Here is a 23,744-nt window from a genome sequence, read left to right on the forward strand (position 1 = left end):
TGCTGGCGTTGCTTACTGTTGGACCGAGAGGCCGGCCGCTTTCACGAGCTGGGCGTTGCTCGCGATTTCTTCCTTGATGTAGGCGTCGAACTGCTCGGGCTTGAGCGTCCAGGCGTCGGCGCCCAGCTTGGCGAAGCGCTCCTTCACCTCGGGCGTGGCCAGTGCCTTCGCCACCTCGGCGTTCAGGCGCTCGACAATGTCGCGCGGCGTCTTGGCCGGCGCCATCATTCCGATCCAGAAGTTGAACTCCGAGCCAGGCACGCCGGCTTCGCTGGTGGTGGGCACGTCGGGCAGGGCGGCCGCGCGCTTGGGCGAACCCACGGCCAGTGCCAGCAACTGGCCTTCCTTGATCTGGCCGATGACCGGTGCGATCGGCGAGAAGTAATAGTCGACGCGGCCCGAGAGCACCTCGGTCACGGCCTCGCCCGATCCCTTGAAGGGAATGTTGGTCGCGTCGATCTTCGCGGCCAGTTTGAACTTCTCTGCGTTCAGGTGCGTGGCGCTGCCCTGGCCGGCGGAGGCGAAGTTCATGCTGCCGGGCTTGGCGCGCGCGGCGGCCAGCAGCTGCGGCAGCGTCTTGATGTTCTTGCCCGGCGAGATCACCAGCGCGTTGGGCAGCGACGAGATCGGCGTGACGCCCGCGAAGTCGTGCACCGTGTCGAAGGGCAGCTTGGCGAAGGTGGAGGGGCTCACCGTGTGCGACGACGAATGGATCATCACCGTGTAGCCGTCGGGCGCGGCCGTGGCCACCGCCTGCTGGCCGATGGTGCCGCTCGCGCCGCCGCGGTTGTCGACCACCAGCGTCTGGCCCATGCTGGCGCTCATCTTGTCGGTGATCGCGCGGGCAATGATGTCGGTGGTGCTGCCGGCCGCGAACGGCACGACCACGCGGATCGGCTTGTTCGGATAACCGTTCTGCGCCGCCGCCAGCCCCGGCAGCAGCGCCGCGATGCAGGTCAGCGAGGCAAGGACGGTGGTGCGTACGGCACTGCTGGCAATGAACTTCATGGATGTCTCCGCGCGGTCGGGCCGCATTCTTGAAATCGATCAATTCACCATTGAGTGAATTACTGATTTTAGGAACGGCCGCGCGGGAGCGTCAACGGGCGCTCCCTAGTGAATACCCGCAGGAGGACGTTCGGTGGTTTTCGGATGCGATTGCGTCGTGCGCGGCTGTTGGAGCCGGCGCGGCGCAAGGCCGGAAACATCGTGGAACCTGCTGGAGTTGCCCCCTCGGATGGGGTTGGCGAAGCGACGCGAAGTGCCGCGCAGCCCGGCAGCGAACCCTATTTCAAGACGTAGCCGAGAACCAGGTCGGTCATGTGCGACAGGCGTTGCGCCATCGCCTTGGGCGCACGCAGGTCGCGGCCGAAGATGGCCGATAGCGTGTGGTTGTTCGAGAGGTAGAAGTAGCAGAGCGACGCGATGGAGATGTAGAGCTGCACGGGGTCCACGCCCGCACGGAACAGGTCGTCGCGACGGCCGCGCTCGAGCACGGTGTCGAGCAACTGCACCAGCGGCGAGTTCATCTCCTGGATGCGTTCCGAGCGCTTCAGGTGCGCCGCGCAATGCAGGTTCTCGCTGTTGAGCAGCGTGATGAACTCCGGGTGCTCGAGGTAGTAGTGCCAGGTGAACGACACCAGCTGGCGGATGGCCTCGACCGGGTCGATCTCGTCGAGGTGCAGGCGCTGCTCGGCTTCGCGGATGTCGGCGTAGACGCGCTCCAGCACGGCAAGGAAGAGGTCGTCCTTGCTGCCGAAGTAGTAGTAGATGAGGCGCTTGTTGAGGCCCGCGCGCTCGGCGATGCTGTCCATGCGCGCGCCCGCGAGGCCGCGCGCGGAGAACTCGTCGCGGGCCGAGGCGAGGATGGCCAGCTGCGACCTGTCCGCGTCGCGCGAGCGGGGTTCCATGGCCTCGATGGCGATGTCGGGCGTGGGGTCCTTGGAGGCCTTCATGGCGCGAATTTAACCAATTGGGGAATTAACGCAAGGCGTCTGGAGCGGGCGCACATAATTGCCGGAGACATTTGCAGCTGAGGTTCCTACTTCCCATGAGTACATCACAACCCGCAGGCCACCTGATCGTGGAGTGCCTGGTAGAGCAAGGCATGGAGATCGCATTCGGCGTGCCCGGCGAGAGCTTCCTGGCGGTGCTCGACGGCTTCCACGCCTACCGCGACCGCGCGCGCTTCATCGTCAACCGGCAGGAGGGCGGCGCCGCCTTCATGGCCGAGGCGCACGGCAAGCTCACCGGGCGGCCGGGCGTGTGCTTCGTCACCCGCGGGCCGGGCGCGACCAATGCGTCGATCGGCGTGCACAACGCCTTCCAGGATTCGACGCCGATGGTGCTGTTCGTGGGCGACGTCGGCAGCGACTTCCGCGATCGCGAGGCCTTCCAGGAGGTCGACTACGCGAGCTTCTTCGGCCCGAGCACCAAGGGCTTCGCCAAGCGCGTGGAGCGCATCGACGACGCGAATCGCATTCCCGAATACATCGCGCGCGCCTTCGCCACCGCGATGAACGGGCGGCCGGGGCCGGTGGTGCTGGTGCTGCCGGAAGACATGCTGCGCAGCGAGACCGCCGCGCGTCCGCTGGCGCGCGTGGAAGCGGTGGAGCCCTGGAGCGACCCGGGCGCGCTGCGCACCCTGCGCGAGCTGCTGCTGAAGTCGCAGCGTCCGCTGCTGATTGCTGGCGGCGGCGGCTGGACGGCGCAGGCCGCGCAGGCGCTGCAGCGCTTCGCCGAGAACTGGCGCCTGCCGGTGGCGAATGCCTTCCGCTTCCAGGACACCTTCGACAACCACCATCCGCAGTACGCGGGCGACGTCGGCATCGCCATCAACCCGAAGCTGGCGCAGCGCGTGAAGGATGCCGACCTGATCCTCGCCATCGGCCCGCGCCTGGGCGAGATGACCACCAGCGGCTACACGCTGCTCGAGGCCCCCAAGGCGAAGCAGACGCTGGTGCACATCCACGCGAGCGCCGAAGAGCTCAACCGCGTCTACCAGGCCGACCTGGCGATCAACGCCGGCATGAGCGCGGCCGCGCGCAGCCTGGAAGTGCTGAGCGCGCCGCCGACGCTGCCGTGGGAAGACTGGACGCTGCAGGCCCATGCCGACTACGAAGCCAACCTCGTGCCGCAGGCGCTGGCCGGCATGCCGGCCGAGACGCCGCGCGGCCCGGTCGACATGGCGCAGGTCGTCGCGCTGCTGCAGAAGCACCTGCCCGCGGATGCGGCCATCACCAACGGCGCAGGCAACTTCGCGAGCTGGGTACATCGCTACTTCCGCTACAGCGGTCTCGCCAAGGGCGCGAAGACGCAACTGGCGCCAACCAGCGGGGCGATGGGCTACGGCGTGCCGGCGGGCATCGCCGCCAACCTGGCGACGGGGCGCGTGGCCTTCACCATCGCGGGCGACGGCGATTTCCTGATGACGGGTCAGGAACTCGCAACGGCTTCGCAGCATGGCGGCAAGAGCATCATCGTGCTGCTCAACAACGGCATGTTCGGCACCATCCGCATGCACCAGGAGCGCGAGTACCCCGAACGCACCAGCGGCACCGCGCTGCGCAACCCCGACTTCTGCGGACTTGCGCGCGCCTACGGCTACGCGGCCGAGCGGGTGACGGAAACGGCGCAGTTCGAGGCGGCCCTGCTGCGCGCGCTGGAGGCCGACACCGGCACGCTGATCGAGATTCCGCTCGACCCCGAGGTCATCACCACGCGCGGCACGCTGTCGTCGATCACGCGTTCGGCGAAGCAGCAGCAGGCACAGGGCTGAGCGCGGCGCGATGGCGGGCCACCTCCTCGCGCAGGAACGGCGAGCGCAGCTCGAAGACGTCGAACAGGCCGAGTGCGTCGAGGGTGGGGATCAGCGAGGCGAAATCCTGTTCGGCGGCCTGCCTGTCGGCGGCGGATGTGCCGGCGTCTTCGAGGATGCGCGCGTTGGCGAGGAAGGCGGCGACCGATCCCTTGCGCAACGTGCGGCCGTTGATGGTGGTGAAGTCTTCGCCGTCGGGGAGTACGTCCTGGGCTTTCATGGAGGCTGTTCCTTGGTTGGAGTCGAGAGGGTTTCGATGCTAGGCAGCGCCGCCTCTTCGGGCTTGCGGGGCGGGGCCAATCGATACCTCCCGCGGGCCACCCATGGCTGAACGGACGCCCGCGACGCTGTGGATCAACGCCCACGAGGCGGCGCGCGTCACCGGCTATCACTCGCACGAGACCGGGCAGCTGTTCGCCTTGAGGGAGGGCCTGCAGGTCATCGAGACGCCGTCGGGGCGCTGGGTGCAGCCGCCGGGGTGGATCGGCTGGATCGCCCCGCGCTGTGCCCATGCGGCGCAGAGCTTCGGCGCCACCGCGGGCTGGAGCCTGCATATCGATGCGACAACGGCACAGGCGTTGCCGGGCGTGCCGCACGTGTTCGCGGCGACGCCGCTGGTGCGCGCGCTGGTGGATCGGCTGACGGGCATGGATGCATCCCCGCCCCTGCTGGAGCCCCGTCGAGGGCGTCTGGTGGGCGTGCTGATCGACGAGCTTGCCGCGGGCGACAGGCCGTCCCTTCATCTGCCGATGCCGCAGGACAGCCGGCTGGCAGCCATGTCTGCAGCCCTGGCCGACGACCCGGCGCTGCCGGACGGCATCGACCGATGGGCCGATCGCATCGGCATGGCACGAAGGACGCTCACCCGCCGATTCGCTGCCGAGACGGGACTGAGCTTCGCGCTGTGGCGCCAGCAGGCGCGGCTGCTCAAGGCGGTCGAGTTGCTGAGCCTGCGCGAGAGCGTCACCGCGGTCGCGCTGACGGTGGGTTACAGCTCCGTCAGCGCCTTCATAGAGGCATTCCGCAAGCACTTCGGCTGCACGCCGGCGCGTTTTTTCGAAGAGGGCGGGGCGATGCCGCAGGCGAAAAAAAAGCCCGCATGAAGCGGGCTTCTTGATTCAGGAGCGCGAGGCCCCGAGGGCTTACTTGACGTGCTTGCCGATCAGCGCTGCCAGTTCGAACATCGACACTTGCGGCTTGCCGAAGATTTCCTTCAGCTTGGCGTCGGCGTTGATGTTGCGCTTGTTGGCCTTGTCCTGAAGGTTGTTCTTCTTGATGTAGTCCCACAGCTTGCTCACGACAGCGGTGCGCGGCAGCGGCGTGGAGCCGACGACGGCGGCCAGTGCCGGGCTGGGGGTCAGTGCCTTCATGAACGCGGCGTTGGGCGTGCGCTTCTTGGCGGGAGCTGCCTTCTTCGCGGGGGCCTTCTTGGCGGGAGCCGCCTTCTTCGCCGGTGCGGCCTTCTTCGCAGGAGCCGCCTTCTTGGCCGGAGCGGCCTTCTTCGCCGGAGCCGCCTTCTTTGCAGGAGCGGCCTTCTTTGCCGGAGCTTTCTTGGCCGGAGCCTTCTTTGCAGTTGCCATGGTTGATTTCCTTTTTTGGTTGAACACTCACCAATGAAAAACTTGCGTCTCCAGTGGCACTGCGGATGCTAAATGAGAAAAAACGCGTTTCCAAGGGAAAAAGCGCTTTTTTCATTGGGAGTTGTTGTTTTTTCAGAGGGGAGAAGCCCCGTTTTTCACGTTCGGCGCCCAGGCCACGTTGCAAGCACCACGCCGATGAGCGCAACGACGAACGCAACCAGCTGTGGGGAAGAGAGGCTTTCGCCGAGCACGAGCACGCCTACGAGGGCCGCGCTCACAGGCAGCAGCACGGCGAAAACACCCGCTTGTGCGGCTGGTACGTGGCGAAGTCCGGTCATCCAGAGCCACACCGTCCAGATGCTCGCGGCCAGTGCGTAGGCCACGAGCAGTGCCCAGGTGCCGAAGCGCACGGCGGTGAAGTCGAACTGCAGCGCGAACCAGATGCCGAAGGGCATCGACAGCACGAAGCCCCAGAGGTTGATGAGCGAAGCGATGCGCTTGGGCCCGAGGCGCCCGGTGAGCGACTTGCCGATCACCGCATAGGCCGTCTCGCAGAGCACCGCGCAGAAGACGAGCAGATTGCCGAGCCAAGGCATCGACGTCGACGCAGATGCGGCCGCGGTGGAAGCCGGCGCATGCGATGCCGAAGGCGACAGCGCCAGCAGTCCGATGCCGATTGCCGCGCAGGCGATGGCCAGGCCGATGCGCACCGTGATGCGCTCGCGCAGGAATAGCCAGCTCGCGACGGCGACGCACGCCGGGATCGAAGCCATGATCACGCCCGCCGATACCGCGCTCGTCAGGCTCACGCCGAAGAGCATGCAGATCGAGAACAGGAAGTTGCCGAGGAAGGACTCGAGGAACACCAGCCAGCGCGTGCGCGTGGTCATCGGCGGTTCGTCCAGCGAGCGCTTGAGCCAGTGCGGCATGGCCAGTGCCGCAATGCCGAAGCGCAGCCAGGCGAGCAGCAGCACCGGAAAGGCCGCGACGAGGGGTTTGGAGAGGGCGACGTAGCCGCCGACGAGCGACATGCTCAGGGCCAGGCAGCCATAGGCCACGAGACGGCCTGATGCGGGGGCAGCGGAGTTCAATAGACTGGGTGGAGTGTTGTTGTTGCTGAAGGAGCGCGCTTTCGATGATGCCCCACGTTTTTGTCTACGGCACGCTGCGCAGCGGCGGACGCAACGACATCGCGCGCTACCGGCCCGCGCCGAGGTTCATCGGCCAGGCGTGCATCGCCGGCACGCTGCTCGATTTGGGCGCCTATCCGGGCATCGTGCTCGGTGGTGAAAGGCGGGTTAAGGGCGAGGTCTACGCCATCGAGCCCGCGGTGGAAGCGGCGCTCGACGTGCTGGAGGAAGTGGCGGACGACGATTCCGGCGAGTACATCAAGCGGCAGGTGCGCGTGGAGGTGAACGGGCAGTGGTTCGATTGCCTGGTCTATGAGATCCACCCGACGCGCATCGCAGGGCTCGAAGTGATCGAAAGCGGCGACTGGATCGCCCATGCGGCACGCAGCGACGCCGCATTTTCACAACCGAAAGATTGATTGCGCATTACGGAATGCGCGCCTGCTGCGCCGCAATATTTTTTCTCGATATGGGAAAAATGATTCTGCATTGAGAAATATCTCCGTAAGTCATTGATTTTATTAGTGCGAAAATATGTCTTCTATAAGACATAAGAGTCCGCAACGGAGTTACAGTAACTCCACGGCCGCAGCGCCAATCCTTCAATCAACCTCACGGAGTGACCATGCCCCAGACCCTCACAGAACAACTGAGCCGCGAACAGCAGATCGCCGCACTCGAGAAAGAATGGGCCACCGACCCCCGCTGGAAGGGCGTCAAGCGCGGCTACAGCGCGGCCGACGTCGTGCGCCTGCGCGGTTCGTTCCCCATCGAGCACACGCTGGCCAAGCGCGGTGCCGAGAAGCTCTGGGACAAGATCAACGGCGGGGCCAAGAAGGGCTATGTGAACGCCTTCGGCGCGATCTCCGCCGGCCAGGCGATGCAGCAGGCCAAGGCCGGCCTCGAGGCCGTGTACCTGTCGGGCTGGCAGGTCGCCGCCGACGGCAATACCTCCGAGACGATGTACCCCGACCAGTCGCTGTATGCCTACGACTCGGTGCCGACGATGGTCCGTCGCATCAACAACACCTTCCGCCGTGCCGATGAGATCCAGTGGGGCCGTGGCATCAACCCGGGCGACAAGGAATTCATCGACTACTTCCTGCCCATCGTGGCCGACGCGGAGGCCGGTTTCGGCGGCGTGCTCAACGCCTTCGAACTGATGAAGAACATGATCACCGCCGGTGCCGCCGGCGTGCACTTCGAAGACCAGCTGGCCGCCGTGAAGAAGTGCGGCCACATGGGCGGCAAGGTGCTGGTGCCGACGCAGGAAGCCTGCGAAAAGCTGATCGCCGCGCGCTTCGCCGCCGACGTGCTGGGCGTGCCGACCATCGTCCTGGCCCGCACCGATGCCGAAGCCGCGAACCTGATCACGTCCGACCACGACGCCAACGACAAGCCGTTCCTGACCGGCGAACGTACGCAGGAAGGTTTCTTCCGCGTCAAGAACGGCCTGGAGCAAGCCATCAGCCGCGGCGTGGCCTACGCCCCCTACGCCGACCTGGTGTGGTGCGAGACCGGCGTGCCCGACATCGGCTTCGCCCGCGAATTCGCCCAAGCCGTGCACGCCGCCTGCCCGGGCAAGCTGCTGTCGTACAACTGCTCGCCTTCCTTCAACTGGAAGAAGAACCTCGACGACAAGCAGATCGCCTCGTTCCAGGAAGACCTGTCGGCGCTGGGCTACAAGTACCAGTTCATCACGCTGGCCGGCATCCACGTCAACTGGTTCAACACCTTCCAGTTCGCCCATGCATACGCTCGCGGCGAAGGCATGAAGCACTACGTGAACATGGTCCAGGAACCCGAGTTCGCCGCACGCGACAAGGGCTACACCTTCGTGTCGCACCAGCAGGAAGTGGGCGCTGGTTACTTCGACGACGTGACCACCGTGATCCAGGGCGGTTCGTCCAGCGTGAAGGCGCTGTCGGGTTCGACCGAGGAAGAACAGTTCCACTGATCCGACGGACAGTTTTCGCTGTCACTTTCAGCCCGGCCTCGTGCCGGGCTTTTTTGTTTCCGCTGCAGCGAGATCAGGCCTCGAGCCGCACTTCGCGTACGCCGCGTCCCAGCCGCTGGCGCAGCAGGGTACGCAGCGTGACGCCGTCGGCATAGCCGACCATGCCGGCGATCTGCTCCAGGCTCTTGTCGCTGGTCTTGAGCAGGTGCACGGCGCGCTCGACACGCAGGTCCTGCACGTACGAGAGCGGGCTCTTGCCCAGCACCTGCTGCATGCGTCGGGCCAGCGTGCGCTTGCTTGTTCCCGCGGCCAGGGCCGCTTCGTCGAGCGAGAAGCCCTCGGCCAGCCGGTCGCGCGCCCAGCGCTCGAAGCGCTCGACCAGCGGATCGGAGTGCGAGAGATGGTCGGAGATCACGTAGGCCGATTGCGACGGGCGCGAGTCGACGATCAGGTAGCGCGCCACCAGCGTGGCGAGTTCGGGGCTGGCCTGGCGGACGATCCATAGTGCCAGGTCGACATGGCTCAGTGCGGCGCCGGCGGTGACCAGATGGCCCGAGCTGACCAGCATGCGCGAGTCTTCCAGTTGCACGCCGGGGTAGCGCTGGCGGAACAGCGTGGCGAGCCACCAGGTCGTGGTCGCCTTGTGCCGGTCGAGCACGCCCGACTCGGCGAGCACGAAGGTGCCGATGCAGGCGGCGGCCACGTTGGCGCCTCGATCCGAGCGTTCGCGCAGTGCGGCGCAGGCGTCGCGCACGTCGGGGCGGGCTAGGGCGGGCTCCAGCGTTTCGGGCATCTTGCAGCCCAGCGCGGGAACGATCAGCCAGTCGGCCGTGCCGGCGCCGAGCGCGCGGGCGACCGGCACGGCGAAGCCCTGCGAGGTCCGCACGCGCTTGCGGACACCCGTCACCACGACTTCGAACGGCGCCACGTCGAGCTGCAGCATGGCTGTGAGTTCGTTGGCGGTGGTGAATACATCGAGCACGGTGGACAGGCCGGTGTCGAACACGCCATCCAGGGCGAGTATGTCGAGTTTCATGGCCATAACGATATCAAAGATGTCAAAAGCGCCAATGGCTACAGAGGCTGCGGCTGCCTAGAGTTCATGCCAACGCCGCGCAATGTCGCGCGCCGTTCAACACTCAGGAGATTGACCCATGATCAAGTACGCACTGTTCGCCCGCCTCGAAGCCAAGCCTGGCAAGGAAAGCGATGTCGAGAAGTTCCTGGAGGCCGGCCTTGGGATGGCCCGTGACGAGAAGACCACGCCGATCTGGTTTGCGCTGCGCCTGTCGCCGACCACCTTCGGCGTGTTCGATGCTTTCGAGAACGAGGCCGCCCGCCAGGCCCACCTGACCGGTCCGATCGCCCAGGCGCTGATGGCGAAGGCCCCTGAGCTGTTTGCCGCGCCGCCGTCGATCGAACCGATCGAAGTGTTGGGACTGAAGAACACTGCGGCCGCGTCCTGAGCGGGCAGCGGCTAGAATTGCCGGCTCTGCACTCCAACAAGAGCGAGAAAGGCACCTTGGTTATGACACCGCGAACTACCCGGCAAGGTTTCGGCGGCTTTTTCTTCACCGAAGGAAAAGGCCGGTAGCCCCGCGCTCGCTGGTTTTCGCCAGCTACACAGCCAAGCAAAGCGCGGTCATCCACCGCGCTTTTTTGTTTTTCTCACCGACGTTTTCCCAAAATGATCCAGATCACGCTCCCCGACAACTCGCGCCGCGAGTTCCCTGGCCCGGTCTCGGTGGCCGAAGTCGCCCAGTCCATCGGCCCCGGCCTGGCCAAGATGACGGTGGCCGGCAAGGTCGACGGCCGGCTCGTCGATGCCAGCGACGTCATCGACCATGACGCGAAGCTGCAGATCATCACGCCCAAGGACGAAGAGGGCCTGGAGATCATCCGCCACTCGACGGCCCACCTGGTCGGCCACGCGGTGAAGCAGCTCTACCCGACGGCCAAGATGGTGATCGGGCCCGTGATCGACGAGGGCTTCTACTACGACATCGCCTACGAGCGCCCGTTCACGCCCGAGGACATGGCCGCCATCGAGGCGCGCATGCGCGAGCTGATCGCGCAGGACTACGACGTGATCAAGAAGATGACGCCGCGCGCCGAGGTCATCGAGGTCTTCAAGTCGCGCGGCGAGGACTACAAGCTGCGCCTGGTCGAGGACATGCCCGACGAGCAGGCCATGGGCCTGTACTACCACCAGGAATACGTCGACATGTGCCGCGGCCCGCACGTGCCGAACACGCGCTTCCTGAAGGTCTTCAAGCTCACGAAGCTGGCCGGCGCCTACTGGCGCGGCGACGCCAAGAACGAGCAGCTGCAGCGCATCTACGGCACGGCCTGGGCCGACAAGAAGCAGCTCGACCAGTACATCCAGCGCATCGAGGAAGCCGAGAAGCGCGACCACCGCCGGCTCGGCAAGGAGCTCGACCTGTTCCACATCGACGAAGTGGCGCCGGGCGTGGTGTTCTGGCATCCGAAGGGCTGGGCGATCTGGCAGGCGGTGGAGCAGTACATGCGTGCCATCTACCGCGACACGGGCTACTGGGAAGTGAAAGGGCCGCAGATCCTCGACAAGAGCCTGTGGGAGAAAACGGGCCACTGGCAGAACTACCGCGACAACATGTTCACGACGGAGTCGGAAAAGCGCGAGTACGCGCTCAAGCCGATGAACTGCCCGGGCCACGTGCTCATCTTCAAGAGCGACCTGCGCAGCTACCGCGACCTGCCGCTGCGCTACGGCGAGTTCGGCCAGTGCCACCGCAACGAGCCCAGCGGCGCGCTGCACGGCATCATGCGCGTGCGCGGCTTCACGCAGGACGACGGCCACATCTTCTGCACGGAAGACCAGATCCTCGACGAATGCATCGCCTACACGGCCCAACTGCAGAAGGTCTATGCCGACTTCGGCTTCACGGACATCCTCTACAAGGTCGCGACGCGTCCGGAGAACCGCGTCGGTTCCGATGAGCTGTGGGACAAGGCCGAGCATGCGGTGATGGAGTCGCTGCGCCGGTCGGGCGTCGACTTCGTCATCGCGCCGGGCGATGGAGCCTTCTACGGCCCGAAGATCGAATACACGCTGCGCGATGCCATCGGCCGCCAGTGGCAGTGCGGCACGATGCAGGTCGACTTCAACACGGCCGAGCGTCTTGGCGGCGAATACGTGACGGAATCGAGCGGTCGCGCGCACCCCGTGATGCTGCATCGCGCCATCGTCGGCAGCCTGGAGCGCTTCATTGGCATGCTGATCGAACACCACTCCGGCGCAATGCCCGCATGGCTCGCGCCGGTGCAGGTTGCGGTGCTGAATATCAGCGAAGGGCAGGCGGATTACGCTGCTGAAGTTGCGAAAACGCTGCAAAATCAAGGGCTTAGGGTCCAGCTCGACCTGCACAACGAAAAGATTACGTATAAAATACGGAAGCATTCGTTGCAAAAGCTCCCTTACATCGTTGTCGTGGGCGACAAGGAAAAGGAAGCAGGTGCCGTCGCAGTGCGCGCCCGGGGCAATCAAGACCTCGGTGCAATGTCCCTCGAATCGTTCATGCAGCGGCTCGTTCAGGATGTTGCCGACAAGCGTTGATTTGTCCTCGAAACACCCCACATGTTTCCCTGCCAAATCGTGCCGCTTGTCCGCGAGGGCTGAGCGGCGTTCGCTACAGATTTTGTAGCAAATTTTGAAGGATTCTGACCATCGCTACTGCATTCCGCGACCGCCGCCACCGCGAGGAACGCCAACACCGCCTGAACCGGGAAATCATGGCCCCGGAAGTCCGCCTGATCGGCCCGGATAACGAGCAATTGGGTGTCGTGAGTCTTGCAGAGGCTCTACGCCTTGCCGGTGAGCAGGACGTGGACCTGGTAGAGGTCGTCGCGGCGGCCAACCCGCCCGTGTGCCGCCTGATCGAGTACGGCAAGTTCAAGTACCACGAGCAGAAGAAGGCGGCCGAGGCGAAGTCGAAGCAGAAGGTCATCGAGGTCAAGGAAATCAAGTTCCGGCCCGGTACCGACGATGGCGACTACAACATCAAGATGCGCAACATCCGGCGCTTTCTTGATGAGGGTGACAAGTGCAAGATCACGCTTCGCTTCCGCGGCCGCGAGATCACGCACCAGGAACTCGGCCTGGCCCTGCTGCAGCGCATCCGTGACGAGCTGGGCGACTCGATCATCGTCGAGCAGTTTCCGAAGCTCGAAGGCCGGCAGATGATCATGATGATCGCGCCGGGCCGCAAGAAGCCCGGCGGCGGTGGGCAGCAGAAGCCGGCAGCCGATGCCGGCGCCGCTCCGGCAGCGACGCCCGCTGCGGCCTGACGGGCCGAAGGCTGGAGCCGCGTTAGAGAGGTTTTGAAGGGATTTCGCCATTGCCCGCATTTCGAAAGAAATGCAGGCGAGGGCGGGATGAAGAAGTGTCTCGGGGCCAACAAGTCCGTGGAGCATCCATGGCGCCTCACGAGCACAAACTAAAGGAGCATTCACATGCCCAAAATGAAGACCAAGAGCAGCGCGAAAAAACGTTTCCGCGTTCGTCCCGGTGGCACCGTCAAGCGCGGTCAAGCCTTCAAGCGTCACATCCTGACGAAGAAGACCACCAAGAACAAGCGTCACCTGCGTGGTGCAGTCGCAGTGCATGAAACCAACATGGTTTCTGTCGCCGCCATGCTGCCCGGCCGTGGCATCTAACTCAGACGAACAAGGAGTACACACATGCCTCGCGTCAAACGTGGTGTAACGGCTCGCGCCCGCCACAAGAAAGTTCTCGCACTCGCCAAGGGTTTCCGCGGTCGCCGCGGCAATGTCTTCCGCGTCGCCAAACAGGCGGTGATGAAGGCAGGCCAATACGCCTACCGTGACCGCCGTACCAAGAAGCGCGTGTTCCGTCAGCTGTGGATTGCGCGTATCAACGCCGCCTCGCGTGAACTGGGCCTGACCTACAGCCAGTTCGCCAACGGCATCCGCAAGGCCGGTATCGAGATCGACCGCAAGATGCTTGCGGACATCGCCGTGCACGACAAGGCCGCTTTTGCCGGCATCGTGGAGCAGGTCAAGGCCAAGCTGGCTGCTTGATTCTGCACAGCGGGGCGCTGCCTTCGGGCAGCTTCCTGCGCCCACGGCTCAAGGGCTGGCGCTTGAAAAGGCTCCAGCTCTTTTTTATTTCCCCTCGAAGATTTTTGTTGCTATGAACGAGTTGGACTCCCTGGTCGACACCGCACGTGCCGCCTTCGCCGAAGCGAAGACACCCGCCGAGCTTGAAAACGCCAAGGCCCAGTTCCTCGGCAAGTCGGGCCGCATCACCGAGCTGATGAAGGGCATGGCCGCGCTGAGTGTCGAAGAGAAGAAGTCCCGCGGCGCCGCCATCAACGTCGCCAAGCAAGCCATCGAAGCCGCGCTGACCGAGCGCCGCCAGCAACTGGCCGACGAGGAGCTCTCTCTGCAACTTCGTGCCGAGGCGCTCGACGTGAGCCTGCCCGGCCGCCGCCGCATTTCGGGCGGCCTCCACCCCGTGAGCCGCACCCTGGAGCGCATCGAGGAAATCTTCTCGAGCATGGGCTTCGACGTGGCCGACGGCCCCGAGATCGAGAGCGACTGGCACAGCTTCACCTCGCTCAACAACCCGCCGAACCATCCCGCGCGTTCGATGCAGGACACTTTCTACGTCGACCTGAACGGCGACGACGGCATCCCCTACAACCTGCGCCCGCACACCAGCCCGATGCAGGTGCGCTATGCGCATCAGCACATCAAGAAGTACGCCGCAGAGTTCGCCGCGGCCGCGGCCGACACCACAGGCACCGTGAAGGCGCCCGAGATCCGCGTGATCGCGCCGGGCCGCACCTACCGCGTGGACAGCGACGCCACCCACTCGCCCATGTTCCACCAGTGCGAAGGCCTGTGGCTCGGCGAGAACGTGAGCTTCAAGGACCTTAAGGTCGTCTTCACCGACTTCTGCCGCACCTTCTTCGAGCGCGACGACCTCGTGCTGCGCTTTCGCCCGAGCTTCTTCCCGTTCACCGAGCCGAGCGCCGAGATCGACATCCAGTTCGCGAGCGGCCCGCTGGCCGGCCGCTGGCTGGAGGTGTCGGGCTCTGGCCAGGTGCATCCGAACGTGGTGCGCAACATGGGCCTCGACCCCGAGCGCTACATCGGCTTCGCCTTTGGCATGGGCCCCGACCGGCTCACGATGCTGCGCTACGGCGTGAACGACCTGCGCCTCTTCTTCGACGGCGACCTGCGTTTTCTCTCGCAGTTCCAGTAAGCAGCAGCACCCCATCACAGAAAAACCAGATCGAGATCGAAGAGATGCAATTCCCGGAATCCTGGCTGCGCGAGTTCTGCAACCCGCCCATCGACAGCGCCGCACTGGCCGAAACGCTCACCATGGGCGGCTTCGAGGTGGAAGAGCGCCGTCCGGTGGCGCCGCCTTTCACGCGCATCGTGGTCGGCGAAATCAAGGAAGCCGTGCAGCACCCGAATGCCGATCGCCTGCGCGTGTGCCAGGTCGATGCGGGGCAGGGTGCCCTGCTGAACATCGTGTGCGGCGCGCCGAATGCGCGCGTCGGCATCAAGGTGCCGTGCGCGCTGGTCGGCGCCGAACTGCCGCCGGGTGAGGACGGCAAGCCCTTCCTCATCAAGCTCGGCAAGCTGCGCGGCGTGGAAAGCCAGGGCATGCTGTGCTCGGCGCGCGAACTGCAGTTGAGTGAAGACCACGGCGGCCTGCTCGAGCTCGACGCCGACGCGCCCATCGGCGCCGACGTGCGCGAGGTGCTCAAGCTCGACGACATGCTGCTCACGCTGAAGCTCACGCCCAACCTGGCGCACGGCCTCAGCGTCTATGGCGTGGCGCGCGAACTGGCCGCGCTCACGGGCGCGCCGCTCAAGGCGCCCGAGATCGCACCGGTCGCCACCTCGTTCGCCGACGTGCTGCCGGTGAAGGTCGAGGCGCCCGAGCTCTGCGGCCGCTTCTCGGGCCGCATCATGCGCGGCGTGAACACCAAGGTCGCGACGCCGGCCTGGATGGTCGAGCGCCTCGCGCGCTGCGGCCAGCGCAGCGTGACGCCGCTGGTCGACATCTCCAACTACGTGATGTTCGAGTACGGCCAGCCCAGCCACATCTTCGACCTCGACAAGATCCATGGCGGCCTCACGGTGCGCTGGGGCAAGCCGGGCGAGCAGCTCAAGCTGCTCAATGGCAACACGATCACCGTCGACGACAAGGTCGGCGTGATCGCCGACGACCGCGAAGTCGAGTCGCTCGCCGGCATCATGGGCGGCGATGCCACCTCGGTGTCCGACGACACGCGCAACATCTACGTCGAAGCCGCCTTCTGGTGGCCCGAGGCCGTGCAGGGGCGTTCGCGCCGCTTCAACTTCTCGACCGACGCGGGACATCGCTACGAGCGCGGCGTCGATCCGAGCCGCACCGTCCAGATCATCGAGCGCATCACGCAGCTGATCGCCGAGATCTGCGGCGGCCAGGCCGGCCGCATGGACGACCAGACGCTGAGCGTGCCCGAAGCCGTGCCCGTCACGCTGCGCGTGGCGCGCGCCTCGCGCGTGATCGGCATGCCGCTGACGCAGGCCCAGTGCGCCGAGGCGCTGAACCGCCTCGGCTTCGCCATCACCGAAGGCGAAGGCACGCTGACCGTGACCCCGCCGCCGCACCGCTTCGACCTGCTGATCGAGGAAGACCTGATCGAGGAGGTCGCGCGCCTGATCGGCTTCAACAACCTGCCGACCACCGCGCCGCTCGCGCCCATCACCGCGCGCGTGCGTCCCGAGGCGCAGCGCAGCCGCTTCGCGGTTCGCCGCAGCATCGCCGCGCTGGGTTACCAGGAAACGATCAACTTCAGCTTCGTCGAAGCGCACTGGGAGCAGGACCTGGCCGGCAACGCCAACCCTGTGAAGCTGCTGAACCCCATCGCCAGCCAGATGAGCGTGATGCGCTCGTCGCTGATGGGGTCGCTGCTGCAGGTGCTCAAGTTCAACCTCGACCGCAAGGCGCCGCGCGTGCGCGTGTTCGAACTGGGGCGCGTGTTCATGCGCGACGACAGCGTCGTCACCACCGACAGCACCGTGCGCGGCGTGAGCCAGCCGATGCGCGTGGCGGGCCTCGCTTGGGGCGACGCCGACGAGGCGCGCTGGGACGGCAAGCCCGAGCGAATCGACTTCTACGACGTGAAAGGCGACGTCGAGGCGCTGCTCGCGCCGCTGCAGCCCGTCTTCGAGGCGGCCGAACATCCGGCCCTGCACCCGGGCCGCTCGGCACGCGTGCTGGTCGACGGCAAGGCCGTCGGCTTCGTCGGCGAACTGCATCCGCGCTGGCGCCAGAAGTGGGATTTCTCGCAGGCGCCCGTGCTGTTCGAACTCGACCTCGACGCCGTCACCGCGCGCCTCGTGCCCGTGGCGCAGCCGGTGCCCAGGCACCAGGCCGTCGAGCGCGACATCGCCGTCGTGGTGGCCGAGGCGGTCACGCACGACGCGCTGATGCAGGCCATCCGCTCCACCGCAGCGGCCAAGGGCCTGCTGCGCGACGCCGTGCTGTTCGACATCTACCGTCCGCAGCCGCTGCGCGACGGTGCGGTGGCCGCGGCCGGCGCGCTGGCGCAGGGCGAGAAGAGCATGGCGGTGCGCCTGAGCTTCCAGAGCGACAGCGCCACGCTGACGGACGAGCAGGTCGAGCCCGCTGTCCGCGCGATCGTCGAACAACTGGGCGCCAAGCTCGGCGGCCGCTTGAGGGGGTGATGAGAATGAACGCAGCCGAATTCACGCTCGAGGCTCTCGAAACGCCTGCGCTCACCAAGGCGCATCTCGCTGACCTGCTGTTCGAGCAGATCGGCCTGAACAAGCGTGAGTCGAAGGACATGGTCGAAGCCTTCTTCGAGCTCGTGGCCAACAGCCTCATCGAAGGCACGGACGTGAAGATCTCGGGCTTCGGCAACTTCCAGATCCGCGTGAAGGCGCCCCGGCCCGGGCGCAATCCGCGCACCGGCGAAGCCATTCCGATCGGCGAGCGCCGCGTGGCGACGTTCCATGCGAGCGCCAAGCTCAAGGAACAGATTCACGGAAGCATCGATCAGGGCGGGACATCCGAAGTCGAGTGGAGCCTCGGCTCCGAATAAGTGCTTGGTGCTGCGCGGCCGCGTAGAGTAATCTCTGAGGTTTCCCGCGCACAGTCTTGATTTCAATGGAGAAAACGCTCCCTCCGATCCCCGTCAAACGCTACTTCACCATCGGTGAGGTCGGCGAGCTGTGCGGCGTCAAGCCGCACGTGCTGCGTTATTGGGAGCAGGAGTTCACGCAGCTGCGCCCGATGAAGCGGCGCGGCAACCGCCGCTACTACCAGCACCACGAGGTGCTCATGATCCGCCGCATCCGCGATCTGCTCTACGACCAGGGCTTCACGATCAGCGGCGCGCGCAACAAGCTGCAGGAACTGGTGCAGGGCGAGCGCGACCGCCGCAAGGCGGGCGAAGTGCCGCTCGAAGGCGTGGAGGCCATCGAGATCGACCAGGAAGAGTTCGACGCCGCCATCGTCGAGGATTCGCCCGCGTCCGCAGCCGTGCAGACGGCCGATCTTTCGCAGCTGCTGCACCTTCGTCGCGAACTATTTGAAATTCGTGAGCTGCTGACCGTCGGGCGCTGAATTTCCAAGGCTATAATCGAGAGCTTCGGTGTGTGGCGCAGCCTGGTAGCGCACTTGCATGGGGTGCAAGGGGTCGAAGGTTCGAATCCTTTCACACCGACCATTTTTGCTAGATAGATCAACGGGTTAGGACCACAAGTCCTGACCCGTTTTTCTTTGTGTGTGACAAACAACCACTGTCTGTGACAAACGCGGTATTCGTGGCCGGTAGGATTTTGCTGCTACGTCGGGGCTGCTAGGATGCGCCGAAGTAGGAGGTTGGCATGGCTGGCTGGTTTGTCTACGTGATTGAGTCGCCCCGCGATACGGATTTGCTTGACGGCAGGAGTGAGGGGCAGGCGCTCTGCTCAGCGCTGAAGCTCGCCGAGATTCCGCACTTCTACAGCTTGGTTACTACCCCGAACTCCTTTGAGGTAAGTCTTGGGGAGAGGCTGGCGGAAGCATCCGCCAAATCGGAAGGGAGACTGCCGATCCTCCATTTCAGCATGCATGGAAACAAGGAGGGCGTTGCGCTCACCAACGGCAAGTTTCTTACCTGGGGCGATCTCCGAACCGCTCTTCAGCCCTTGATTGAACGATTGGAGGGGGAGTTGGTTGTCTGCATGTCGTCCTGTCATGGTCATTGGGCGATGAACATGGCACTCAACGAAGACCCCGCTCGCCCCTACGGAGCCCTGATCGGTAATGCCGCCGATGCGAATTGGTCAGACTCCGCTGTGGCATTCATCGCCTTCTACCATCGGCTTTTCAGCGGGGCTTCGCTGGAAGAATCAGTGAGTGCCATGCGTGCGGCTTCGGGAGACAACAACTTCTTTCTGACAGACGGATCGAGAGTCAAGAGCGCCTGGACGACGATGATGGATCGAGCCCGATCCGCAAATCTTGTCGCGGCGCTCCGTGGAATTCCGCCGCAACAAGGTGCCCTGGCCCGGCTGTTCACTGATGAGCCAGTGCTCCCTGAACCTCGTGGTGCTTTGTCAAGGGTCTTTGACTCGACTGAGCCGAAGACCTAGACCTAACGTTCAACTGCTTCGACGGCCGATTGCAGAGGGCAGCGGTGTCGATGTCGGAATCTTGCGCCGATAGACCTTCTTCGTGACCTTCACGTCGTCGTGGTGCAACAGTTCCTGGGCGGCAGCATCGGAGGCTGAATCCGAGGCCGCTTTCGCTCGCATGTCGTGGAACGTGACCTCGCGGGCTTTCAGCTTCAGCTTCGTCCGAACCGTGCGCCAGAGGCTCTTGAACGATTCCTTGTCGTAGGGGGTGCCGTTCCTCGTGATAAACAGGTAGTCGCTCGGGAGGCTGGCGGCTCCTCCGCGATTCTTTTTACGAAGCACCAAGGCACGGTCGATGGCAGCCTTCAAGTCCGCCGTCATGACGTAGGTCTTGGTGTCGTAGCCGCGGTCGTTCTTCTTCTTGGTGACGCGCAAATCGATGTGCTGGTCACTGAAGTCGCCCAGGCGGATGTCGAAAATCATGCCCTCGCGCGCACCGGTTTGGGTGGCGATTTCCATCATGCACTGCAGAACTGGGCCGGCTGCGCCGTAGATCGTGCTGTACCGGGTATCGCTGACGTACTCGTCGCGCGGGGACTCGGGCAGGTACTCAATCTGCTCGCAGGGGTTGTAGGTCGTCAAGCCCCAGCGTATCCGGGCCAGCCTGAACATGCGCGACAGGGCCTGGATGTCCTTGTTGGCAGATGCTGGCCTGTTCCGGTTCGCATGCAGGTGCTGGGTGATGGTGATGTCGCGGAGATAGCCGGGCATCATCGCCTCGGCCTCTGTTTTCGCGTATCGCATCTTGCTGAAGGCCGCACGGATGCGGCGGATTCGGCCCTCGTACTCTTTCCTGGTCAGTTCGCGCTTGAAGCCGGGCAGCTCGTCGGCCTCGTACTGCCGGATGATCTCCTCCAGCGTCCCCACGATCTCGTCGGTGGGCACGAGAGCCAGCAGGGCGGGGGAGACGTTCTTCTCCCACCAGCGCCGGGCTTCGACAGGCGTCTTGCCGGCGCGCATTGAGACGCCCATCTCGCGCAGCCGCTTCTCGATCTCCCGCGTCGAGACATCGGTGCCGCGCCAGTACCAGGCGTTCTCGCGAACCTTCCGCATTCCGCGAGGGAGGTCTGGAATCTTTCTATTAACCGTGCGAGGGCGCGGCATCCTCGATCTCCTTTGCCAGCGTGGCGAACTGCTTCAAAGCCTTGGCGGCCTTTTCCAAAAGCGTCAGGTTGTCGGCCGCCATTTCGACGGTCGTCCATTTGTGGCCGCAGGCGCAGCAGCGGCGCAGGCGCGTCACCTTCGCCGCGGATTGGCGAGTAGAGAGCACCTGTTGGTCGGTGCTCTCGCATGCGGAGCACTTCATGCCTGGGCGTCCAGGTGCGGCGCGACGTTCTCGCGATACCAGCGCCGGGCCTCTGTCGGGGTGCTGCCGCAACGTCGGCTTATACCGGCGTCTCGAAGCCGATCTTCGATGGCTCGGGTGGCCTCGTCGGTTCCGCGCCAGTAGAGCTTGCCGTCGACGGCACGGATTCCCTTCGGGAGCTTCGGATCGGTGACGGTGCGAGGGCGACCAGCGTGGCGCTTCATGTTCTTCATTGCTGCGTTTCCTTGAAATAGATAGGGGCGGTGATGCGGACGACGCGGCCCTCGAAGTTCGTCGCGAACTTGATGGAGGCCGGGCCATCGGGAAAGAATGGGGTCTCACAGTCGTCGGCTTCCCAGGCGACCATGGTCTTGGAGGTCTCGACCGCGCGCAGGTTGTAGGCCTCCAGCACGCCTGGCACCAGGTAGCGCAGGAGGTCGTTCACATTGCGGGCCGCCGTCTCGGCGATCTCGCGCTCGCAGAGGTGGCGCTCGACCAGGATCATTTGCTGAAGACCCTGGCTGTGTGCATCCTGGCGGCTCTTGTGGATCAGCTTCGCCAGCATGGTCAGACCCTCTTGCCTTGAACGATGCCGGTCCGGCCGTCGAGCTTCATGAGCATGGGAAGACCTGATGCTGGTGGCGCGATGGAGATCGACGGCCAACCGCCCATGGAGGTGATGGCGTCAGCCAGGTAGACGGGGTGAATCCCGTACTCGATCTCGGGACCGCTGTAATCGATCTCGATGTCGTGCTCGATCTCATCGCCCTTCGCAGAGCCGGTGATCTTGAGCCCAGCCTTGGACAGGCTAAGAATCAGCGTGTCGATGCCGAAGCGCTGTGCGTCCTGAGCCGCAGCGAGGATGGGCGCTTGCGAGCCTTCGAGCTTGAACATCTTCGACTCGTCGGGGCGCATCACCCGCTGCCAGGGCGGGAACTTGCCAGCGTGCTGCAGCACACCGATGAACTCGGAGTCGCCCTTGCGGAACACCACCCGGTCATCCGTGAGCGCGATCTGGCCGCCGAGCTTCGCCAGCTTCACAAGGCGGTCTGCCAGCGCGCGAGGAACGAGCGACCGGTACTTCCCTGGCTCAGAGTCGACCTTCACGAGGTTGGCTCGGAACCCATCAAGGCCGACGACGTGCGTTCCTTCCTCAGTCTGGTCGATCAGAACCGCGCAGTATTCCGGGCGCACCAGGTTCTTCTTCGATGCTGTGACGAGGGCGTATTGCAGGGCGTCCGCCAGGGGGCCTGCCTCCTTGAACACCAGTTCGCCCTTGACCTCGATCTCGGGCATACCGTCGATTGGCACGGTGCGGAGCTTGAGCTTGCGCCGTCCGGCGTGCAGCGTGGCAAAGCCGTCGCCGGACACGAGCTTTATGGCTTGGTCGTCGACGATCCCCGCGAGCGCGGCCTGGAGTTGCGGCGCGGTGATCGCGATATCGCAGTCAGGCCCTTCCCAGCGCACGCGCATAGAACTCGGGCCATCGGTCGCATAGGCCCAATCACGGGTGATCCGTACCGACGACATGATGACGGCCGGCGACCGAGGCGCCGTGAAACCGCACAGCATTTCGAGCGTGGCCTTCACTTCGAAGACTCCAGCCTGTGGGTCTTGAAGCGACGGGCGATGTGGGCATTGATGAACTTGCCCGCCGATTCGGCCTTCAGCAGGCTCGCGTGCAGTTCGGGCGGTACGTCTTCATAGTCGTAGCTCTTCCCGCCCTTGAACGTGACGCGCAAGCATTTGCGAGCGGCGTCGTAGCCGCAGCCTTCGATCATCGAAGACTCGACCTTGTTGATGGGGATGTGGGGGCGGACGACTGGGGTCATCGGTTGCGGTTTAATGCTCACAAAAACTCCTATTAGTAGGTTGAATGGGCAAAGAAAAGCCGAGCCGGGAGGCTCACGAGAGAGAAGCGATGGTGGTCAGAACGGGATGTCATCGTCCAGGTCATCGAAGCCAGTGCTGCTTCGCGGAGCCTTTTGTCGCTGCGGCTGTGCCGGAGGCTGAGAGCGGCCTCGTGCATCGGCATATCCGTTGCGCCCGCTCGGCTGCTGCGCTGGGGCGTTGCGGGAGTAGCCGCCACCTTGCGATTGGCCGCCGTAGCCGCTCGGCTCACCGTAGCCGTCGTCCTGGCTGCGTTGCTTGTTGCCCAGCATCTGCATGTTGTCCGCGCGAATCTCCGTCGAGTAGCGCTCGACGCCATCCTTGTCGGTCCACTTGCGGGTGCGGAGGGAGCCTTCGACGTAGACCTGCGAGCCCTTGCGCAGGTACTGTCCAGCGATCTCTGCCAAGCGGCCATTGAAGACGATGCGATGCCATTCGGTCGCTTCGCGCATCTCTCCGCTCTGCTTGTCTTTCCACTTGTCGGTCGTTGCGACGCTGACGTTGGCGACTTGATCGCCGCTTGGGAAAGTGCGGACCTCGGGGTCTTTCCCGAGGTTGCCGACGATGATTACTTTGTTAACGCTTGCCATATAGCCTTTGTGTGTAAAGCGTGGTGGTTTTGGAAACGCGATAATACTACTATCGGTAGGATTGTCAAGTCACATCACTAGCCTGACTCGTCTGACATGTTTCGGCGATGCGTGAGCTGACCGGCTCGTCCATACTTGTTTATCCAAGCACGAGGGACAGAGATGCCGCAGATGAGTGAGGTTCGGATCGAGAAGGAATTCAAGCCTTTCCCGGTTCTTTGGCATGCCGCCAAATGTCTCCGGGAAATCCGTGATGCAGAAACGGTTCCTGGTCGTTACTGGGCCGGCCTCGGAGCGCTGGTCATGTTGGCCTTTGCAGTTGAGGGCTTCTGCCAAACGGAGGGGCCTGGAATATTTGGCGATGATTGGGATAACGAGGACGGCGCCAGAGTAGAGCGCAAGCCTGTCCTCGAAAAGTTCAAACTGATCGGGAAATCGGTCGGGGCCAGCGTGAACTACGGGCAGCTTCCGTGGAGTGACGTTAAACGTGTGATGCGAGCGCGTGATGCGTTGGCCCATCCGCGTCCTGCAAAGCGGGATAAGAGCGCACTTCTGGAAATACCAGAGGGGGTGCACCCTATCGATGCTGCTGCGCATTTGGTGCTTGAGGATTGGGAGCCGCTTCTTGAGCCAGAGACAGCACGGAAGCTTGCGGAAAGCATTGACGCCGCGCTCAAGGACATCTGGACCCGTATGGGGCGAGATGAATGGCAACTGCATCTTCAAGGCTCCACCAGCTATGTGATGACCGTGACCAAGTAGCG

28 protein-coding genes and 1 tRNA gene are annotated in these 23,744 nt (G+C 64.4%); 16 read left to right on the forward strand and 13 right to left on the reverse strand.

Going from position 1 to position 23,744, the window contains the following annotated elements; translation table 11 throughout:
• Positions 1–12: 12 nt before the first annotated feature.
• Positions 13–1,008 (reverse strand): tripartite tricarboxylate transporter substrate binding protein, encoded by a 996-nt coding sequence (locus tag ABL844_RS12120; protein ID WP_418131392.1) that lies wholly within the window; start codon positions 1,006–1,008, stop codon positions 13–15.
• Positions 1,009–1,286: 278 nt separating this feature from the next.
• Entirely contained in the window at positions 1,287–1,955 is a 669-nt protein-coding gene (locus ABL844_RS12125; protein ID WP_418131393.1) for a TetR/AcrR family transcriptional regulator, read from the reverse strand.
• 95 nt (positions 1,956–2,050) lie between these two features.
• Between ABL844_RS12125 and ABL844_RS12130 the strand changes: the two genes are divergently transcribed.
• Positions 2,051–3,778, forward strand: a complete 1,728-nt coding sequence (locus ABL844_RS12130; RefSeq protein WP_418131394.1) for a thiamine pyrophosphate-binding protein — start codon at positions 2,051–2,053, stop codon at positions 3,776–3,778.
• Here ABL844_RS12130 and ABL844_RS12135 read toward each other — a convergent pair.
• The gene (locus ABL844_RS12135) at positions 3,741–4,037 is read right to left on the reverse strand and encodes a hypothetical protein (RefSeq protein ID WP_418131395.1); all 297 of its coding nucleotides are present in this window, start codon (positions 4,035–4,037) and stop codon (positions 3,741–3,743) included. The two genes, ABL844_RS12130 and ABL844_RS12135, sit on opposite strands and share 38 nt — an antisense overlap.
• Before the next feature lie 103 nt (positions 4,038–4,140).
• On the opposite strand from ABL844_RS12135, the gene ABL844_RS12140 reads away from it, so the two are divergent.
• On the forward strand, positions 4,141–4,920 hold the full coding sequence (locus ABL844_RS12140) for an AraC family transcriptional regulator (RefSeq protein ID WP_418131396.1): 780 nt from the start codon (positions 4,141–4,143) through the stop codon (positions 4,918–4,920).
• 39 nt (positions 4,921–4,959) lie between these two features.
• Here the strand turns inward: ABL844_RS12140 and ABL844_RS12145 are convergent, their stop codons facing one another.
• Positions 4,960–5,397 carry an SWIB/MDM2 domain-containing protein gene (locus ABL844_RS12145; RefSeq protein WP_126018423.1) on the reverse strand — a complete coding sequence of 146 codons (438 nt, stop codon included), beginning with the start codon at positions 5,395–5,397 and terminating at the stop codon, positions 4,960–4,962.
• Positions 5,398–5,552: 155 nt separating this feature from the next.
• The gene (locus ABL844_RS12150) at positions 5,553–6,488 is read right to left on the reverse strand and encodes a DMT family transporter (protein ID WP_418131397.1); all 936 of its coding nucleotides are present in this window, start codon (positions 6,486–6,488) and stop codon (positions 5,553–5,555) included.
• Between the two features lie 44 nt (positions 6,489–6,532).
• Between ABL844_RS12150 and ABL844_RS12155 the strand changes: the two genes are divergently transcribed.
• The gene (locus tag ABL844_RS12155; RefSeq protein WP_418131398.1) at positions 6,533–6,946 is read left to right on the forward strand and encodes a gamma-glutamylcyclotransferase family protein; all 414 of its coding nucleotides are present in this window, start codon (positions 6,533–6,535) and stop codon (positions 6,944–6,946) included.
• 206 nt (positions 6,947–7,152) lie between these two features.
• Complete coding sequence (gene aceA, locus ABL844_RS12160; protein WP_019653316.1) at positions 7,153–8,484, forward strand: isocitrate lyase; 1,332 nt, start codon at positions 7,153–7,155, stop codon at positions 8,482–8,484.
• Between the two features lie 73 nt (positions 8,485–8,557).
• Here the strand turns inward: aceA and ABL844_RS12165 are convergent, their stop codons facing one another.
• On the reverse strand, positions 8,558–9,520 hold the full coding sequence (locus ABL844_RS12165) for a GlxA family transcriptional regulator (protein ID WP_418131399.1): 963 nt from the start codon (positions 9,518–9,520) through the stop codon (positions 8,558–8,560).
• 118 nt (positions 9,521–9,638) lie between these two features.
• On the opposite strand from ABL844_RS12165, the gene ABL844_RS12170 reads away from it, so the two are divergent.
• From ABL844_RS12170 to ABL844_RS12220, 11 genes are all read left to right on the forward strand, one after another.
• Positions 9,639–9,950, forward strand: a complete 312-nt coding sequence (locus ABL844_RS12170; protein ID WP_369658595.1) for a putative quinol monooxygenase — start codon at positions 9,639–9,641, stop codon at positions 9,948–9,950.
• A 221-nt stretch (positions 9,951–10,171) separates the two neighbouring features.
• Entirely contained in the window at positions 10,172–12,079 is a 1,908-nt protein-coding gene (gene thrS, locus ABL844_RS12175) for a threonine--tRNA ligase (RefSeq protein ID WP_418131400.1), read from the forward strand.
• Between the two features lie 101 nt (positions 12,080–12,180).
• A complete protein-coding gene (gene infC, locus ABL844_RS12180) occupies positions 12,181–12,810 on the forward strand; it encodes a translation initiation factor IF-3 (RefSeq protein ID WP_126018435.1) in 630 nt (209 codons plus the stop codon).
• Positions 12,811–12,975: 165 nt separating this feature from the next.
• Positions 12,976–13,179, forward strand: a complete 204-nt coding sequence (gene rpmI, locus ABL844_RS12185) for a 50S ribosomal protein L35 (RefSeq protein WP_007832497.1) — start codon at positions 12,976–12,978, stop codon at positions 13,177–13,179.
• A 24-nt stretch (positions 13,180–13,203) separates the two neighbouring features.
• Entirely contained in the window at positions 13,204–13,563 is a 360-nt protein-coding gene (rplT, locus tag ABL844_RS12190; protein ID WP_007832499.1) for a 50S ribosomal protein L20, read from the forward strand.
• Positions 13,564–13,675: 112 nt separating this feature from the next.
• Positions 13,676–14,752, forward strand: coding sequence for a phenylalanine--tRNA ligase subunit alpha (gene pheS, locus ABL844_RS12195; protein WP_369658593.1), 1,077 nt, complete (start codon positions 13,676–13,678; stop codon positions 14,750–14,752).
• Positions 14,753–14,796: 44 nt separating this feature from the next.
• A complete protein-coding gene (gene pheT / locus ABL844_RS12200) occupies positions 14,797–17,238 on the forward strand; it encodes a phenylalanine--tRNA ligase subunit beta (protein WP_418131401.1) in 2,442 nt (813 codons plus the stop codon).
• A gap of 5 nt (positions 17,239–17,243) precedes the next feature.
• Positions 17,244–17,615: an integration host factor subunit alpha gene (locus tag ABL844_RS12205; RefSeq protein WP_126018443.1), complete on the forward strand. Its 372-nt coding sequence runs from the start codon at positions 17,244–17,246 to the stop codon at positions 17,613–17,615.
• Between the two features lie 65 nt (positions 17,616–17,680).
• Positions 17,681–18,139, forward strand: coding sequence for a MerR family transcriptional regulator (locus tag ABL844_RS12210; RefSeq protein ID WP_184641898.1), 459 nt, complete (start codon positions 17,681–17,683; stop codon positions 18,137–18,139).
• Positions 18,140–18,165: 26 nt separating this feature from the next.
• Positions 18,166–18,242: transfer RNA gene (locus ABL844_RS12215), tRNA-Pro, on the forward strand.
• Between the two features lie 160 nt (positions 18,243–18,402).
• Positions 18,403–19,152 carry a hypothetical protein gene (locus tag ABL844_RS12220; protein WP_418131402.1) on the forward strand — a complete coding sequence of 250 codons (750 nt, stop codon included), beginning with the start codon at positions 18,403–18,405 and terminating at the stop codon, positions 19,150–19,152.
• A 9-nt stretch (positions 19,153–19,161) separates the two neighbouring features.
• On the opposite strand, the gene ABL844_RS12225 is transcribed toward ABL844_RS12220, so the two are convergent.
• The 7 genes from ABL844_RS12225 to ssb form a co-directional block, all read right to left on the reverse strand.
• Positions 19,162–20,247, reverse strand: coding sequence for a tyrosine-type recombinase/integrase (locus ABL844_RS12225; protein ID WP_418131403.1), 1,086 nt, complete (start codon positions 20,245–20,247; stop codon positions 19,162–19,164).
• A gap of 28 nt (positions 20,248–20,275) precedes the next feature.
• Complete coding sequence (locus ABL844_RS12230; RefSeq protein ID WP_418131404.1) at positions 20,276–20,500, reverse strand: hypothetical protein; 225 nt, start codon at positions 20,498–20,500, stop codon at positions 20,276–20,278.
• Positions 20,497–20,733 carry a hypothetical protein gene (locus ABL844_RS12235; RefSeq protein WP_418131405.1) on the reverse strand — a complete coding sequence of 79 codons (237 nt, stop codon included), beginning with the start codon at positions 20,731–20,733 and terminating at the stop codon, positions 20,497–20,499. Before ABL844_RS12235 ends, ABL844_RS12230 begins: the two co-directional genes overlap by 4 nt.
• Positions 20,730–21,065, reverse strand: coding sequence for a hypothetical protein (locus ABL844_RS12240; RefSeq protein WP_418131406.1), 336 nt, complete (start codon positions 21,063–21,065; stop codon positions 20,730–20,732). The genes ABL844_RS12235 and ABL844_RS12240 overlap by 4 nt, the downstream gene beginning before the upstream one ends.
• Positions 21,066–21,067: 2 nt before the next feature.
• Entirely contained in the window at positions 21,068–22,090 is a 1,023-nt protein-coding gene (locus ABL844_RS12245) for a hypothetical protein (RefSeq protein ID WP_418131407.1), read from the reverse strand.
• Complete coding sequence (locus ABL844_RS12250; protein ID WP_418131408.1) at positions 22,087–22,332, reverse strand: KTSC domain-containing protein; 246 nt, start codon at positions 22,330–22,332, stop codon at positions 22,087–22,089. The genes ABL844_RS12245 and ABL844_RS12250 overlap by 4 nt, the downstream gene beginning before the upstream one ends.
• 96 nt (positions 22,333–22,428) lie before the next feature.
• Positions 22,429–22,980, reverse strand: a complete 552-nt coding sequence (ssb, locus tag ABL844_RS12255; RefSeq protein ID WP_418131409.1) for a single-stranded DNA-binding protein — start codon at positions 22,978–22,980, stop codon at positions 22,429–22,431.
• 162 nt (positions 22,981–23,142) lie between these two features.
• Here ssb and ABL844_RS12260 point away from each other — a divergent pair, with 162 nt between their 5' ends.
• Positions 23,143–23,742 (forward strand): hypothetical protein, encoded by a 600-nt coding sequence (locus ABL844_RS12260; RefSeq protein WP_418131410.1) that lies wholly within the window; start codon positions 23,143–23,145, stop codon positions 23,740–23,742.
• Positions 23,743–23,744 lie beyond the last annotated feature (2 nt).

The sequence above is a fragment of the Variovorax sp. 278MFTsu5.1 genome, from assembly GCF_048305045.1.
GTDB classification, from domain to species: domain Bacteria; phylum Pseudomonadota; class Gammaproteobacteria; order Burkholderiales; family Burkholderiaceae_C; genus Variovorax; species Variovorax guangxiensis.